We start from the raw sequence: 14341 nt of genomic DNA on the forward strand, positions 1-14341 counted from the left end.
CTATCTTACGACCAGTACCGGACATTTCGCATGCCGCACCACTGCTGCAGCATTTGAGCCTAACAGATACGTTGATATGTCAGGCTTGTGGGATGCGATGATAATCAGGTCAGCGCCGATCGTGTCAGCGAGCTTAAGAATCTGATCTTTAGGGGATCCCGTCACGGCATGAGTCTGTATCTTGTCTGGAGGAATTTTGAACTGCTTAACAATTTCATCCAGTTTTGCTAAGGCCGCATGCTGGAACTCTTTTATCTTCGGCATTTCCACTGAGTATGCCAACCCTAAAGATGAATAGTAGGGTAGCGAGGGAATAACAGTTAGAAAATGGACTTTGGCCGTATTGAGTGCTGTATGTGCCTGAACGAACGGGATAACCATGTGGGTCAGGCTATCCTCGGAAATGTCAATCGGAACCAAAATAGAGTTGTACATTTGTCCCTCCTGAGTGTTTTTTACACAGTTCAGGTTAGACCGTTAATTTCAGGAAAACAGAGAGCAACGTGTCATAACGGGTACAAATTTCTGTTCTGTAGTATTTGTGCAGTCAAACTTGCCTGGCATTTCGTCGTGACTAAGTACATTCTCGCTTTATGGGCGAGCTGGCGCTCAGCCTTGATCGGCGCATGTCCCTTTTTATGGGCAGCGAGCAGAGTAGCGTAAAATTATGCTAAAACAGAACCGGGCGTAATGCCCGGTTTAGTATTTATACTGCGTGACAGCTGACGGACGCGATAATTTTATTTCCGCCCATATTCCCCATAATCAGATCGAGTAATTTTCGGTATTCCTCACGGGTCATCACCTCAGCCCGAATTTCGGTTTTTCCCTCGGCGTGCGCCGTAGCGGAATAAATCGCTTTCAGACTTAACGTCAACTCTTTGGCCATATTTACGATGCTATTCCGCACTGCATCTTCATGCTCATCATTGCAGGTGATAGTCAGGACATAGCATTTTTCGTCTTCGTGGAGCGCGGGCAGCTGATTGATTCGCTGCGCGGCTTCACGAAGCAATATGTTGGCGCTGAGAATAATTAAGCTTGCCGTGGCGGCATTCCAGAATTGACCTAAGCCGCACAGTACGCCTATTCCGGCCGAGCACCACAGCGTTGCGGCGGTATTCAAACCGCGAATGTTCATGCCTTCACGCATAATGACGCCTGCGCCAAGAAAGCCTATTCCGGAGACGATCTGCGCTGCGATGCGCCCAGGGCTATCAGAAGACGTAGATATGGAACTTAAAATAAACACGGCCGCACCCGTGGCAACCAGTGCATTGGTACGAAGTCCGGCCATGCGCTGGCGCCACTGTCTTTCCGCGCCAATAATTGCGCCCAGCAGCATTGCTGCGAGCAGATGAGAGATATAAGGGAACATCAGCCTGTCGCCTGTTAACGTATTAAATAATAAGCGTCAGCGCTTCACAAAGCGCGCGATAACGCCGTTTAAACGCAAAGCATTTCAGGCGAAGGCGGCGGGAAAAGGGAATGTTTAAACATGACCATCGCGATTACCCACAATTTTAGTCTTTGTAAATGTATCGGGAGGCAATCGTCTGGAAGAGATTGCTGCCCACCGTTAAGGTAAGCAGCGAGAAAATCGCGTTAGCTTACCTTCGTATCGTATATAAAATGGCTGTCCAACGAAGAGCTCCTGTATGAATTTATCGTCAGTATAATCAGACGTATTAATGAGTAAAGCGAAAAAGAAGGGTCCGTGAGGATTTGTTTAAGATCGGGAAAATTGTTTTTCAGCGTTCCTCTGGTCTTCAAAATACCCGGTATACTACGTTTTGTTCTTTTCAGGCGACAATATGCAAAGGCAGGAAGTATGTCCCTTCGTTCGCTGCGGGCGTTATGCCTCACAAGTTTTTTCATTGCCGACGTCCGCGATGGCCTCGGCCCTTTTCTCGGTATTTTCCTCACTGAGCGTCACTGGACCCCCGATGATATCGGCTTTCTGATGACGGCAGGTGGGCTGGCGGGATTACTGGCCACGTTGCCGGCGGGGGTTATCACCGACACCTCACGGAACAAACGTGCCTTGCTGGCGCTGCTCTGCATGTTGATCACCCTGAGCACGCTGCTGCTCTGGTTTAGCCAGCAGACCAGCGTTGTCGCCGTCTCACAAATGGTCACCGGCATCTGTGCGGCGTTTGTCGGGCCGCTCGTCGCCGGGATTACGCTGGGGCTGACCGGCCAAAGCGGGTTCAGCGCACAGATGGGCAAGAATGAGGCGTTCAATCACGGCGGCAACTTTGTTACCGCGCTGATTGCAGGCGGCATTGCCTGGTACTGGGGCGTCGGCGGGATTTTCCTGCTGATGACCTGTACCACGCTGTTAACGCTCTGTGCGCTACTTGCCATCCGCAACGAGGACATTGATAACGACGCGGCGCGGGGGCTTTCATCCTCAGGAAGCGTGCCTGTCCCCGGCTTCGCGGTGCTGATTAAAAACCGGGCGCTGTTTGTGACCGGGCTGACGCTGCTGCTGTTCCACCTGGCGAACGCCGCGCTGCTGCCGATGCTGAGCATGAGGGTGGCCGCGGCACCCGCCTCGATCAACCCCGGCCTGTACGCGGCGGGCACCGTCATCATCTCTCAGGCGGTGATGATCCCCGTTGCCATCTGGGTCGCCCACCGAATAGACCGCTACGGCTACTGGCGCTTAATTATGCTGGCGCTGCTGGTTATGCCGGTGCGCGCGGCGCTGGCAGCAAGTACGGACGCGCCGTTAATGATGATCCCGGTACAAATTCTCGACGGGCTGGCCGCAGGGATCCTGGGGGTGGTGGTGCCGTCGTTTATCGTGGTGCTGTTGCGCGGGAGCGGGCACGTCAATGCCGGACAGAGCGTGGTGATGCTGATGCAGGGCGTTGGCGCATCCATGAGCCCGGCGTTAACCGGCACAATTGCCGGTCACTACTCCTTTGCGACGGCGTTCAGCGTGCTGAGCGCGATTGCGCTGGTGGCCGTCCTGCTTTGGTGGTGCTTTGCGCACCGGACCTGGGAAACAGACAGTACGCCGGGTGGGGCATAGCCGCCACCCGGGGTCACGTTAAACCAGTTCGTTAGGGCAGGTTTCGCCCTTTTCCAGCTGCTGCAGGTTGCCCAGCGTGGTTTCTGAAATGCTGATCAGCGCTTCGGCAGTCAGAAACGCCTGGTGGCCTGTAAACAGGACGTTATGACAGGCAGACAGGCGGCGGAACACGTCGTCCTGGATCACATCGTTGGACTTATCTTCAAAGAACAGATCGCGCTCGTTCTCATAGACGTCCATCCCCAGCGCGCCAATTTTCTGGGTTTTCAGCGCTTCGATAGCGGCCTGAGAGTCAACCAGACCGCCGCGGCTGGTGTTGATGATCATCACGCCGTCTTTCATCTGGTCAAACGCCGCCTGGTTAAGCAGGTGGTAGTTTTCCGGCGTCAGCGGGCAGTGCAGGGAGATCACGTCTGACTGCGAGAACAGGGTCGCCAGGTCAACGTACTCCACGCCCAGCTCCAGCGCCGCGGCGCTTGGGTACGGATCGAATGCCAGCAGACGCATGCCGAAGCCTTTCAGAATGCGTAGAGCGGCGACGCCGATTTTTCCGGTGCCGATCACGCCCGCGGTTTTGCCGTACATGGTAAAGCCGGTCAGCCCTTCCAGAGAGAAGTTGGCGTCACGGGTGCGCTGATAAGCGCGATGAATACGACGGTTGAGCGACATCATCATGCCAATAGCGTGTTCCGCGACGGCTTCCGGGGAGTATGCAGGAACGCGCACCACTCTCAGACCCAGCTCTTTCGCCGCGTCGAGGTCCACGTTATTAAAGCCCGCGCAGCGCAGGGCGATGTACTTCACCCCCTGTTTTTTCAACTCTTCCAGCACCGGACGACTGCCGTCGTCGTTAACAAAAATGCAGACGCCTTCACAGCCGTGCGCCGTTTTGGCGGTTTTTTCGGACAGCAGAAAGTCGAAAAATTCAAGCTCAAACCCGTAAGCCTCGTTAACATGTTGCAGATACTTTTTGTCGTACTGCTTTGTGCTATATACCGCGAGTTTCATAAGACTTTCTCCAGTGATTTTGCATTCACGTTAGCATGATTAAAATTATCTTACAATTTATAAAATATTATTGAATTCAATAAGTTCTATCAATTATTCTAGAGCATATGTACACCCTAACTCCATGATATTCTTACTACGAGAAATCTTCGGCGCGAATCTGAGCAGGGCATGTAGCGGAAAATGGAGTGGGTAGAGGATGCGAGAAACGCCTGTCTGGATTACGTTAAAGAATGGCAAGAGGGTGTGAAAACTGCAATGCCTCCGGATGCGATGGAAAGATATTAGGAACCGGGTGAGTTTCTGACAAATATGGAGAATGATGCATGTCGCAACAATTGGAGTTGTCCTTATCTCCGCCGATGCTGCCCGCTTTGTACTATTTTGTTGTATCTATTGCGGTTTTATTCTTACTGTTGATGGGGAAACTCAAGGTCAACAGGCTGCGTAAATATCCTCTGCTCATTGCCTATACGCTTTTTGTGATAGCCATTGCTGCCATTCAAATTAACGTTTTTGCCAACGGCTATGAGTTTGTTAGCGGTTTCTTACATATTGATTTTGATCCCTGGCGTTACGACTCGGTGTTTTGGGGGTCGTTGATATTCGCCATGCTTTACCTTCTGGCGATGCCTCGGAACAGGCCCTAGTTTCGCAACTTAACGTTACAACATCTATCCTTAAATCTGGCTTTGGCTTCAACTGACCCGCTAAACATGCGACAATATTCGGCATTGCCGGCTTAATTCTTTCGAAAAATCAGGATATTAACTGCCCATGAAGGGTAAATACAAAGCCGCCATTGCGGTTTTACTGCTGTTAATTTTGGTGCCGCTGACGCTGCTGATGACGCTCGCCCAGTGGGTGCCGACGCTCGCCGGGATCTGGCTTCCCGTCGGAACGCGCATCGCTTTTGAAGAGAGTCCAAAACTTACCCGCCATGCGCTGGTGATCCCCGATCTTCGCTATCTGGTTGAAGACTGCGAAATTGCCCGTATCGATAACGTGACGCTGTCACATCCGAGCCGCTGGAAACTGGATGTCGGCTCGCTGGATCTTAACGCCGTCTGTCTGAGCAAGATTCCTCAGTCAGCCCCGTCCACGGTAGCACCAAAAACGCTGGCCCAGTGGCAGGCGGTGTTACCGAATACCTGGCTCACCATTCACCGTCTGACGCTCTCGCCCTGGCAACAGTGGCAGGGCGAGCTGCATGCGTCGCTGACTCCGTCCATTCAGGAGATCGCCTATAAAGGCGAGCAGGTCAGCATTAAAGGCACGCTTCGCGGCCAGACGCTATCGGTCAGCCAGTTTAATGTTCAGCTCCCGGACCAGCCGCAGCCGATTAAGCTGGTGGGCGAGTTTACCTTGCCGCTGGTACCGGATGGCGTGCCGGTGAAAGGCCACGCGGTGGCGACCTTTAACGTGCCTCAGCTAACGTCTCTGGTCGATGCCGATCTGGACTGGGAAGACAATCAGGGGCAGCTGGTGGTCATGGCGCGAGACAACCCCGAGCCGCTGCTCGATCTGCCGTGGCAGATCACCGCGGAACAGCTGAACATCAGCGACGGGCGCTGGAACTGGGATCTCTCCGGTATGCCAGCGAGCGGCCGGGTTTCCCTTCGCGCCTACAACTGGCAGCAGGGGCTGGAGAAAGCCACCCTGACCGGACGTCTGAATGTGCTTACCCACGGCGACGCGGGGAAAGGCAACGCGGTACTGAATATTGGGCCCGGCAGGCTCAGCATGGAAAACAGCGACATGCCACTGCATCTCAGCGGCGAGGCGAAGCAAAACGATCTCATTCTTTACGCCAGATTGCCGGCAAAACTGACCGGCAGCCTGTATGAACCGCAGCTGGCCTTTGCGCCGGGCGCGCTGCTTCGCTCGCGCGGGCGCATCATTGACTCGCTAGATATCGATGAAATCCGCTGGCCGCTGGCGGGCGTGAAGCTCACGCAGAAGGGTGTCGACGGTCGTCTGCAGGCTATTCTGCGCGCCCATGAAAACGAGATGGGGGATTTTGAACTCCACCTGGACGGCCAAGCCAACGATTTTCTCCCTGACAACGGCCTGTGGCAGTGGCGCTACTGGGGCAAAGGGCATTTTACGCCAATGAATGCCCGCTGGGATGTCGCCGGGAAAGGCGAGTGGCGCGACAACCTCATTGAGCTGACGGCGCTTTCCACCGGTTTTGACAAGCTCCAGTACGGCACGATGGACGTCAGCAAGCCGCGCCTGGCGCTGGAGCAACCGGTGCGCTGGGTCCGCGATCCCGAAAAGCCTACCTTCAGCGGCGCGCTGTCGCTCAATGCCGGGCAAACCCGTTTCTCCGGCGGCAGCGTTTTGCCGCCGTCGGTCCTGACCTTCAGCGTCGACGGCACCGACCCAACCATTTTTCAGTTTAAGGGTAACCTGCATGCGGACGCCATCGGCCCGGTGCAGGTGAACGGTCGTTGGGATGGGGAGCGCCTTCGCGGACAGGCCTGGTGGCCGAAACAGTCGCTCACCGTCTTCCAGCCGCTGGTCCCGCCGGACTGGAAAATGACGCTGCGTGACGGGGAACTTTATGCGCAGGTTGCCTTCTCTGCGGCCCCCGATCAGGGCTTTGAGGCGGGCGGGCACGGCGTGCTGAAATCCGGTAGCGCCTGGATGCCGGATAACCAGATCAACGGCGTCGATTTTGTGCTGCCGTTCCGCTTCAGCGAGGGAACCTGGTCCCTGGGTACCCGCGGCCCGGTCACGTTGCGCATTGGCGAAGTGGAAAACCTGGTGACCGCGCGCAACATAACCGCCGATCTACAGGGGGATTATCCCTGGACGGAGGCCAACCCGCTGCTGCTCACCAACGTCAAGGTGGAAATGCTCGGCGGGAAAATCACCATGCAGCAGCTGCGGATGCCGCAGCACGATCCGGCCCTGCTGCGCGTGGACAATATCTCCTCAAGCGAGCTCATTAGCGCTGTCAACCCGAAGCAGTTTACCCTGTCGGGTCCGGTGAGCGGGGCGCTGCCGTTCTGGCTGGACAATGAAAAATGGATTATTAAAGATGGCTGGCTGACCAACCCTGGGCCAATGACGCTACGCATCGACAAAGATACGGCCGACGCCATCGTGAAAGATAATATGGTGGCGGGCGCGGCGATTAACTGGCTCCGATATATGGAAATTTCGCGTTCGTGGACGAGAATCAATTTAGATAACCTGGGTGAATTAACCATGCAGGCGACCATCAAAGGGACCAGCCGGGTGGACGGCAAAAGCAGCTCCGTCAATCTGAACTATACCCATGACGAGAATGTTTTTACCCTCTGGCGCAGCCTGCGTTTTGGAGACAACCTGCAAACCTGGTTTGAGCAACATGCGGTGATACCTGCTCCCCGCAGTTCGACCGGCAAGGAAAGTGAGGAACAACAATGAAAAAGATGGCTGGTGCGCTCACCGTTGCCGTTGCCGCGCTACTGACCGGCTGTACGCCGCGCATTGAAGTCGCTGCGCCAAAGGAGCCGATTACCATCAACATGAATGTCAAAATCGAACACGAGATCCATATTAAGGTCGATAAAGACGTTGAAACCCTGCTGAAATCGCGCAGCGATCTGTTCTGAGGACGCCATGAAACGAGTAGCTCTGATTTTACTGGCACTGGGGATGAACGTGCAGGCGGCTGCGCTGACCTTAAACGATGCCCGCTCGCAGGGGCGCGTGGGGGAAACCCTGAGCGGTTATCTTGCTCCGATCCAGCAGGATGCCGAAACGCTGGAACTGGTAAATCGCATTAACGCGGCGCGCACGGAGAGCTATCAGAAGCTCGCCGACAGCAACAATTTACCGGTTGATGAAGTGGCGAAAATGGCGGGGCAAAAGCTGGTAGCCCGCGCGCAGCCGGGCGAGTATGTGAAGGGCATTAACGGTAAGTGGCTGAAAAAATAGCTAGCGGTAGCGCCTGCGATATTCACCCGGCGAGACGCCAAAACGCTGTTTAAACGCCGTTGAAAAGTGGCTATGGTCGGTGAATCCCCAGCTGAAGCCAATGCCCGCCAGCTTTTCGTCATCGCCGGTTGACTGCAATGCCTGCGCGCAGAGATCCAGACGACGGTTTTTAATGTACTGCGCCACCACCAGCCCCTTTTCGGCAAACATGCGGTACAGGCTGCGCACGGACATTCCGCTCTCGGCGGCAATCCATTCCGGGCGCAGCGATTCAGACTGAATATGGTCGTCAATCAGCGCCACCACATGCTGGAACTGGCGCTCCTTGCGCGGCTGAATGATTTCGCGCTGTTGGAAAGCGGGGCGCAGCAGGCAGATCATCGCTTCGAGCGCCGCTTCGCTCTCCCGGTCACTCAGGTCGGCATTGCTCATGCTCTCCATCAGCAGGCGATGGCTCAGCTGTACCGTGGGCAACGAGCGGGAAAGGGCGGTTGCGCAGCTTATCTCCTGGAAGCGACACTGCTGCTCAATAATCTGACGGGGAACCAGCAGCGAAATCTGGCGGGACTTTTCCTGCCAGTTGATCGAGCAGGGGCGAGCGGCGTCAATCAGCGTAATATCGCCGGTTCTGAGCACCGCGCGACGCTCATCCTGCTCAATTTGCGCACTACCCTCAAGCTGGAACACGGTATAGAACCAGGCATCGTTACTCTGTGTAATCTCCTGGCGGGAGCGGAACAGGTTAACGCCGCCTGCGGTAACGGTACTGAGCTTCAGGCTGCGCGCGTAGCTGGTCTCCAGCTCGCCGAAGAATTTGCCTTCGGTGGGCTGCGCGTTAAAACGGCCGCAAACCTGGTTAATTTGCGCCAGCCACTGCTGATACTGTTCCTGCTCACTTGCACACGCCATCGTTTCTCTCGCCGCACCGTCAACGTTTTCGCATTGTTGCATTTGTGTTGCATTTTGTCAGAGCTATGAGGCTGACTATAGGAAAGAACACTCTCCGGTAACAGCGATATAAGCGACGATTATCGCGAATTGCGGCACCTGTCACAGGTGGCAAAGCGAATGTCACAGAGACAAAAGCGAGAATGCAAAACCGCACGTAGACTGGATGAACACCCTGAGAATAACAACGAAGGAGTATCCTATGTCTGAATCACTGGTGGCCATTCTGCCTGCCGTGCAGCAGTTTTTAGACCGACACCACGGCCTGTGGATTGAAGGGCGTCAGGCCGCGTCGGACAGCGAAAAGCGGCTGAACGTCTACAACCCGGCCACGGGCGAGGTGATTGCCTCGACCGCCGATGCCAGCGTCGATGACGTTGACCGGGCCGTTATGTCCGGTTGGCGCGCGTTTGTCGCCCGCTCCTGGGCCGGAAAGTTACCGGCGGAGCGCGAGCGGATCCTGCTTCATTTCGCCGATCTCGTCGAACAGCACGGCGAGGAGCTGGCCCAGCTTGAAACGCTGGAACAGGGCAAATCGATTAACATCTCCCGGGCCTTTGAAGTCGGCTGCACCCTCAACTGGATGCGCTATACCGCCGGGCTGACCACCAAAATTGCGGGCAAAACCCTCGATCTCTCCATCCCGCTGCCGCAGGGGGCGCGCTATCAGGCGTGGACGCGTAAGGAGCCGGTTGGCGTGGTGGCCGGGATTGTGCCCTGGAACTTCCCGCTGATGATCGGAATGTGGAAAGTGATGCCTGCGCTGGCCGCGGGCTGCTCTATTGTCATCAAGCCGTCGGAAACCACGCCGCTGACACTGCTGCGCGTGGCCGAGCTGGCAAGCGAAGCGGGTATCCCGGACGGGGTCTTCAACGTGGTAACCGGGAGCGGCGCGGTGTGCGGCGCAGCGCTGACCTCGCATCCGCATATTGCAAAGGTGAGCTTTACCGGCTCAACGGCGACGGGTAAGCAAATCGCCCGCGCGGCGGCGGACACGCTAACCGGAGTAACCCTGGAGCTGGGTGGGAAAAACCCGGCCATCGTGCTGAAGGATGCGGATCCGGCGTGGGTGATAGAAGGGTTAATGACCGGCAGCTTCCTGAACCAGGGGCAGGTATGCGCGGCGAGCTCGCGCATCTATATTGAAGCGCCGCTGTTCGACACGCTGGTCAGCGGGTTTGAGCAGGCGGTGAAATCCCTGAGCGTCGGGCCGGGCATGTCGCCGGAGGCCTTTATCAACCCGCTGGTATCACGCGCGCACTGCGATAAGGTGCAGACCTTCCTCGATGAAGCGACGTCGCGCAACGCGGAGCTGATCGTCGGCAACCGGGGCCCGGAGGGCAAAGGCTATTACGTGTCGCCGACGCTGGTGGTGAACCCGGATGCCGCGCTGCGGTTAACCCGAGAAGAGGTGTTTGGTCCGGTGGTCAACCTGGTGCGGGTATCCGACGGAGAAGAGGCGCTCCAGCTGGCAAACGACACCGAATATGGCCTGACCGCCAGCGTCTGGACGCAGAATATCAGCAAGGCGCTGGCGTATACCGACAGGCTGCAGGCGGGCACCGTCTGGGTGAACAGCCATACGCTGATCGACGCTAACCTGCCGTTCGGCGGCATGAAGCAGTCCGGTACAGGACGTGATTTTGGCCCGGACTGGCTGGACGGCTGGTGTGAAACCAAGTCGGTGTGCGTGCGCTACTAGTAAAAGCAAAAGGCAACCGGGAGGTTGCCTTTTTAGTGTTTGTTCCCTCTCCCGTGGGAGAGGGTCAGGGTGAGGGCATCAGGCCGCACCCGGCGTTATTCAAAGCGACCACCGATCCCGCCCGGCCTCCTTCGCCCGGTACAGCGCCGCATCGGCGCGAGCAATGATCTCGGTGCCGGCTAAGCCCTCCACCATGCCCGCAATCCCCATGCTCACGGTGACATGCTCGCTAACGGTCGAAGCGCTGTGCGGTATGGACTCCGCGCGAAGGCCGTCCTGAATGCGTAAGGCCACTTTTTCAGCGATGTTTTCCGGGCAGTTAAACAGGATCACCACGAACTCCTCGCCGCCGTAGCGTGACACAACATCGTCAGGCATCCGCACCGACTGCTTCAGCACCCGCGCCACGCGCGTCAGACAGTCGTCACCCGCCTGATGCCCGTAGGTGTCGTTGTAGCGCTTGAAATAGTCGATATCCAGCATAATCAGTGAGAATGGTTTCTTCTGCTCAACCGCGTTCTCCAGCACCACTTCCATCCTCCGGCGATTGGCGGTTGTGGTTAACGGATCCTGATGCGCCAGCGCATCCAGTCGTGAGATCAGCAGCTGGTTTTGCTGGTTACGTCGCCAGGCCTCGTCAAACCAGCTCAGCAGGATGAAACGCCCGCAGATCAGGATCAGCGAAAAAACGCTCCAGATGATAACGAAATGAAGATTAAGGCCATCATTAAGTACCCAACTCGCTATCGGCAGGGTGATCCAGAGCGGGAGCACGAAGGCGAGCAGCCCCTCGGGGTAAAAATAGAGCGCCGTTAAGCCGGCGAGCAATAAAATGACGCACAGCGGCCAGACGTGCGGTAGCAGAAGCTGGGTGATAAACCAAAAGCAGGAGACCGACCAGATGGCGCTGCAGATAAACAGCACCACGCTGATGCCGGCGATGCGGCGCCAGGCCATCAGGATCAGCGCAGCCGAGAGGATGATGATGCCGAGCATGGAGGCATCGACCATTTTCGTTAGCGGCGGCGAGTGGGGATAAAGAGGATCGCTGGCCTTAAGCAGGACGTGGCGCAGCAGGATCATCACGGCGAAGCTAACGTTGACGAAGGCCAGCCAGGGCAGGTTCATCGCCAGCCCGTGCATGACCATGGCATGGCGCGTCGGCCAGGTTGCCCGTTCAAGTGTCGGTTTTTTTCTTTTTTCCATAAAATCCTTTCCCGTCCGGGGGATAAATCATTCAGGTGAGATATCAGTAACTATAAGCAAGCCCGGACGATCCTCAAACGCTGGGGCAAAAAAAACCGGGCTATTGCCCGGCAGGTGGTTATTTTTCGTCTTTTTTCTTACCAAGCGTTGGCGTCTCGTCGAAGAAGTTCCACGGTTTAAGCAGGGTGTGCACCCATTCCGTCGGCATGATCGGCCACTCTTCCGCTCGCGCCACGTGGGTTGTACCGGTGGTCATCCAGACTACGTCATCCTGGCCGTTGAGCGACTCGTTATCCTTGCTGTACTGACCGAGGCCCGTGTCGTGGATGGAACGGTTGGGGAATTTCCCTTCCGGGTAGAGCTCATCCGGGTGGTAGCGGGTTACCCAAAGCTGTTTGTCCATAAAGCTCAGGCGATGGTAGATCCACTCGTCCGGGGCAAATTTCGCGCCGGTCGCCACCGGATGGGTACCGCCCGCGTAAGGGATGATCTGGTACGAGACCGGGTTGCCCATGCGGTTCTCCTTGCTGGTGTTGCTCAGCAGGCGGATGGTGCCAGGGTCGAACTTCTGCGCCGCCTGCTGTTCGGTATCAATATCGTACTGATTGACCTGCATGGTGCTGGTGCGCGGGCCGCCGGCGGTATTCGGCTTCACTTCCGGATCCATCGCCACCAGCTTGTTGTTGATGCCGTCCACGTCCATATCAAGCCGGAAGTTATAGATGTGCTGGTGAGTAGTGCCCACGATGTTATGGTCGATCAGCGTGCCGTATCGGGTGTCATCTTTAGCGGTGGCATCGTGCATGGTTTTCGCCTGAACGCCTTTCACCGCCTCGATACCCGTCGCGCCGGCATCAATGCCGATGGTGCCGTTTTCATGGAACACCCAGTCGAAGATGTAATCATAGTTGCCCACTGTGCTGACCCAGCGCACCACCAACTCGCGGCGCTCGGCGCTGACGTTGGGCTTACCCATCTCCTGATGCTTATATTCCGGGCCCGCGTAGCGTTCGAAAATGGCGATCGCGCGCGGGATCTCCATCGGCGTACCGGTGTAGTCCGGGATGGTTTCATTGAGCATCACGGCGTTGGACGGCACGTCCTTACCGCGCACCAGCGGCGAGGTCAGGGTGCCCATGCCGTAGTCACCGGAGTCGAGATAGGCTTTAAAGTACCAGCCCACGTCCGGATCGCCGTAAGGGACGATCATGCCGCCGAGCGATCCCTGATACATTACCTGACGCTTTTTGCCGTTGTCGTTATACGTGACGGTTGAAATCATCGGGCCGACGCGGGAATCGAGGCTCAGGTGGAAATCCCAGTTCTGCCAGTGCACCATATCGCCGGTGATGGTGTAGTTCTTGCCTTCCGGCTCAATGATGTGGAGCGGTTTTTTCGGCGTCTCGACACGGTCGCGGCCGTCATAGGGGCGCGGAGTCATCGGAACCGGCACAACGGCGCCTTCTTCAATTTTCTGGATCTTTTTCTGCTCAAGATCGACCACTGCCACGAGGTTCTCAATCGGGTGCGCCCAATAGTTGCCGTCGCCGACGTCCAGATAGCTCACCACCTTCAGCAGGCGGTCTTCCTGCTTCAGGCCGTCTTTTCCGTCGAAATAGCCGACGGTCAGCGGCGTGGTAATCACTTTTTTCGGGTCGGTGATGCCGTGTTTTTTAAGCACCTCGGCGAACTCTGTACTTTCGTTGATGATCTGCTGAACCGCGGTGAAATCATCCAGCAGCACCATGCCGTGCGCGTCTTTCACCGGTTCCCAATGCAGGATTTTTTTATCCTTCAGATCCACCACGCTTTCGATGACGTGCTTGCCGTCGAGCATGACGATTTTCGCCTGGCGAGGGGCATCCACTGCCGTACCGTTGAGGACAAAGTCCCACACTTTGGCCTTCTCTGGTTCCGCAAGGGCAATCTGGGTAAAGCGGGTATTCGGTTTAAAATCCGCAGAGGCTTTAACAATCTCGACGGCCTGCTTAATTTCGTCCGCCGTCAGCGCGTTTAGCGGGTGAGGGCGTTTTTCAACCTGGAAGGTCTGGTCAAGACCAGACTGGAAAACATCGTTGATGAAGGTCTCTGAGATAAAGGCTTTTTGGCCCTTCATCACTACCGGCACCTCAAGCTTGAGGGGTTGACCGTTAACGATGGCCGTCTTAGCGCCTGGTTTGACCTTCACAAAGGCGCCGTCCTTCGCAATGGTGAACATCTGTGCGTAATCATCCCACTGCACGTCCGCGCCAAAGTCCTGCAGGGTTTTGTCCATCGGGACCATATGCGCCTCGCTGCCGTGGGCGAAAACAGGGGATTGCCAGGCGCAACACAGCGCAACGGCCATGGCCAGCGCCGTTCTACGGGCAGAAAAAGAAGAAATGCTTCCCATCGTAGACCTCATCTTGTTGTGTTTATTGTGTTGTGACAGCCTTATCCTGACAGGCGCCTGAGAAAAGCGTTTGCCTGCATCTGCCAGGTTATTTGTTGGTCTTGCCAGGTTAAAA

General features: G+C 56.3%; 12 protein-coding genes. 6 read left to right on the plus strand and 6 right to left on the minus strand.

Going from position 1 to position 14341, the window contains the following annotated elements; genetic code table 11:
• Positions 1–435 carry a universal stress protein UspF gene (gene uspF / locus ACR42C_RS10690; RefSeq protein ID WP_116340182.1) on the minus strand — a complete coding sequence of 145 codons (435 nt, stop codon included), beginning with the start codon at positions 433–435 and terminating at the stop codon, positions 1–3.
• A gap of 271 nt (positions 436–706) precedes the next feature.
• A complete protein-coding gene (locus tag ACR42C_RS10695; RefSeq protein ID WP_116340180.1) occupies positions 707–1378 on the minus strand; it encodes an MgtC family protein in 672 nt (223 codons plus the stop codon).
• Positions 1379–1831: 453 nt separating this feature from the next.
• On the opposite strand from ACR42C_RS10695, the gene ACR42C_RS10700 reads away from it, so the two are divergent.
• Positions 1832–3040 carry an MFS transporter gene (locus ACR42C_RS10700; RefSeq protein ID WP_479985105.1) on the plus strand — a complete coding sequence of 403 codons (1209 nt, stop codon included), beginning with the start codon at positions 1832–1834 and terminating at the stop codon, positions 3038–3040.
• 18 nt (positions 3041–3058) lie between these two features.
• Here ACR42C_RS10700 and ACR42C_RS10705 read toward each other — a convergent pair whose 3' ends face one another.
• Complete coding sequence (locus ACR42C_RS10705) at positions 3059–4048, minus strand: 2-hydroxyacid dehydrogenase (protein ID WP_116340177.1); 990 nt, start codon at positions 4046–4048, stop codon at positions 3059–3061.
• Positions 4049–4374: 326 nt separating this feature from the next.
• On the opposite strand from ACR42C_RS10705, the gene ACR42C_RS10710 reads away from it, so the two are divergent.
• From ACR42C_RS10710 to ACR42C_RS10725, 4 genes are all read left to right on the plus strand, one after another.
• Positions 4375–4698 (plus strand): hypothetical protein, encoded by a 324-nt coding sequence (locus tag ACR42C_RS10710; RefSeq protein ID WP_316379045.1) that lies wholly within the window; start codon positions 4375–4377, stop codon positions 4696–4698.
• A 127-nt stretch (positions 4699–4825) separates the two neighbouring features.
• Positions 4826–7465 carry a YdbH family protein gene (locus tag ACR42C_RS10715; protein WP_479985106.1) on the plus strand — a complete coding sequence of 880 codons (2640 nt, stop codon included), beginning with the start codon at positions 4826–4828 and terminating at the stop codon, positions 7463–7465.
• Complete coding sequence (locus ACR42C_RS10720; protein ID WP_045354815.1) at positions 7462–7653, plus strand: YnbE family lipoprotein; 192 nt, start codon at positions 7462–7464, stop codon at positions 7651–7653. Before ACR42C_RS10715 ends, ACR42C_RS10720 begins: the two co-directional genes overlap by 4 nt.
• A gap of 7 nt (positions 7654–7660) precedes the next feature.
• Positions 7661–7978 carry a YdbL family probable chaperone protein gene (locus tag ACR42C_RS10725; protein WP_316379047.1) on the plus strand — a complete coding sequence of 106 codons (318 nt, stop codon included), beginning with the start codon at positions 7661–7663 and terminating at the stop codon, positions 7976–7978.
• Here the strand turns inward: ACR42C_RS10725 and feaR are convergent, their stop codons facing one another.
• Positions 7979–8887, minus strand: coding sequence for a transcriptional regulator FeaR (gene feaR / locus ACR42C_RS10730; protein ID WP_479985190.1), 909 nt, complete (start codon positions 8885–8887; stop codon positions 7979–7981). It lies immediately after the preceding gene.
• A 241-nt stretch (positions 8888–9128) separates the two neighbouring features.
• On the opposite strand from feaR, the gene ACR42C_RS10735 reads away from it, so the two are divergent.
• Positions 9129–10628, plus strand: a complete 1500-nt coding sequence (locus ACR42C_RS10735; RefSeq protein ID WP_320719614.1) for an aldehyde dehydrogenase family protein — start codon at positions 9129–9131, stop codon at positions 10626–10628.
• A gap of 99 nt (positions 10629–10727) precedes the next feature.
• On the opposite strand, the gene ACR42C_RS10740 is transcribed toward ACR42C_RS10735, so the two are convergent.
• Positions 10728–11834, minus strand: coding sequence for a GGDEF domain-containing protein (locus ACR42C_RS10740; protein WP_479985107.1), 1107 nt, complete (start codon positions 11832–11834; stop codon positions 10728–10730).
• Between the two features lie 118 nt (positions 11835–11952).
• Positions 11953–14226: a primary-amine oxidase gene (gene tynA / locus ACR42C_RS10745; RefSeq protein ID WP_316379050.1), complete on the minus strand. Its 2274-nt coding sequence runs from the start codon at positions 14224–14226 to the stop codon at positions 11953–11955.
• Positions 14227–14341 lie beyond the last annotated feature (115 nt).

Source organism: Enterobacter sp. MG-EB028, assembly GCF_056673305.1.

Excerpts from the sequence above, each read along its gene's own strand:
- uspF (WP_116340182.1), bottom strand. The coding sequence starts at position 435 with ATGTACAACTCTATTTTGGTTCCGATTGACATTTCCGAGGATAGCCTG.
- ACR42C_RS10695 (WP_116340180.1), bottom strand. The coding sequence starts at position 1,378 with ATGTTCCCTTATATCTCTCATCTGCTCGCAGCAATGCTGCTGGGCGCA.
- ACR42C_RS10700 (WP_479985105.1), top strand. The coding sequence starts at position 1,832 with ATGTCCCTTCGTTCGCTGCGGGCGTTATGCCTCACAAGTTTTTTCATT.
- ACR42C_RS10705 (WP_116340177.1), bottom strand. The coding sequence starts at position 4,048 with ATGAAACTCGCGGTATATAGCACAAAGCAGTACGACAAAAAGTATCTG.
- ACR42C_RS10710 (WP_316379045.1), top strand. The coding sequence starts at position 4,375 with ATGTCGCAACAATTGGAGTTGTCCTTATCTCCGCCGATGCTGCCCGCT.
- ACR42C_RS10715 (WP_479985106.1), top strand. The coding sequence starts at position 4,826 with ATGAAGGGTAAATACAAAGCCGCCATTGCGGTTTTACTGCTGTTAATT.
- ACR42C_RS10720 (WP_045354815.1), top strand. The coding sequence starts at position 7,462 with ATGAAAAAGATGGCTGGTGCGCTCACCGTTGCCGTTGCCGCGCTACTG.
- ACR42C_RS10725 (WP_316379047.1), top strand. The coding sequence starts at position 7,661 with ATGAAACGAGTAGCTCTGATTTTACTGGCACTGGGGATGAACGTGCAG.
- feaR (WP_479985190.1), bottom strand. The coding sequence starts at position 8,887 with ATGGCGTGTGCAAGTGAGCAGGAACAGTATCAGCAGTGGCTGGCGCAA.
- ACR42C_RS10735 (WP_320719614.1), top strand. The coding sequence starts at position 9,129 with ATGTCTGAATCACTGGTGGCCATTCTGCCTGCCGTGCAGCAGTTTTTA.
- ACR42C_RS10740 (WP_479985107.1), bottom strand. The coding sequence starts at position 11,834 with ATGGAAAAAAGAAAAAAACCGACACTTGAACGGGCAACCTGGCCGACG.
- tynA (WP_316379050.1), bottom strand. The coding sequence starts at position 14,226 with ATGGGAAGCATTTCTTCTTTTTCTGCCCGTAGAACGGCGCTGGCCATG.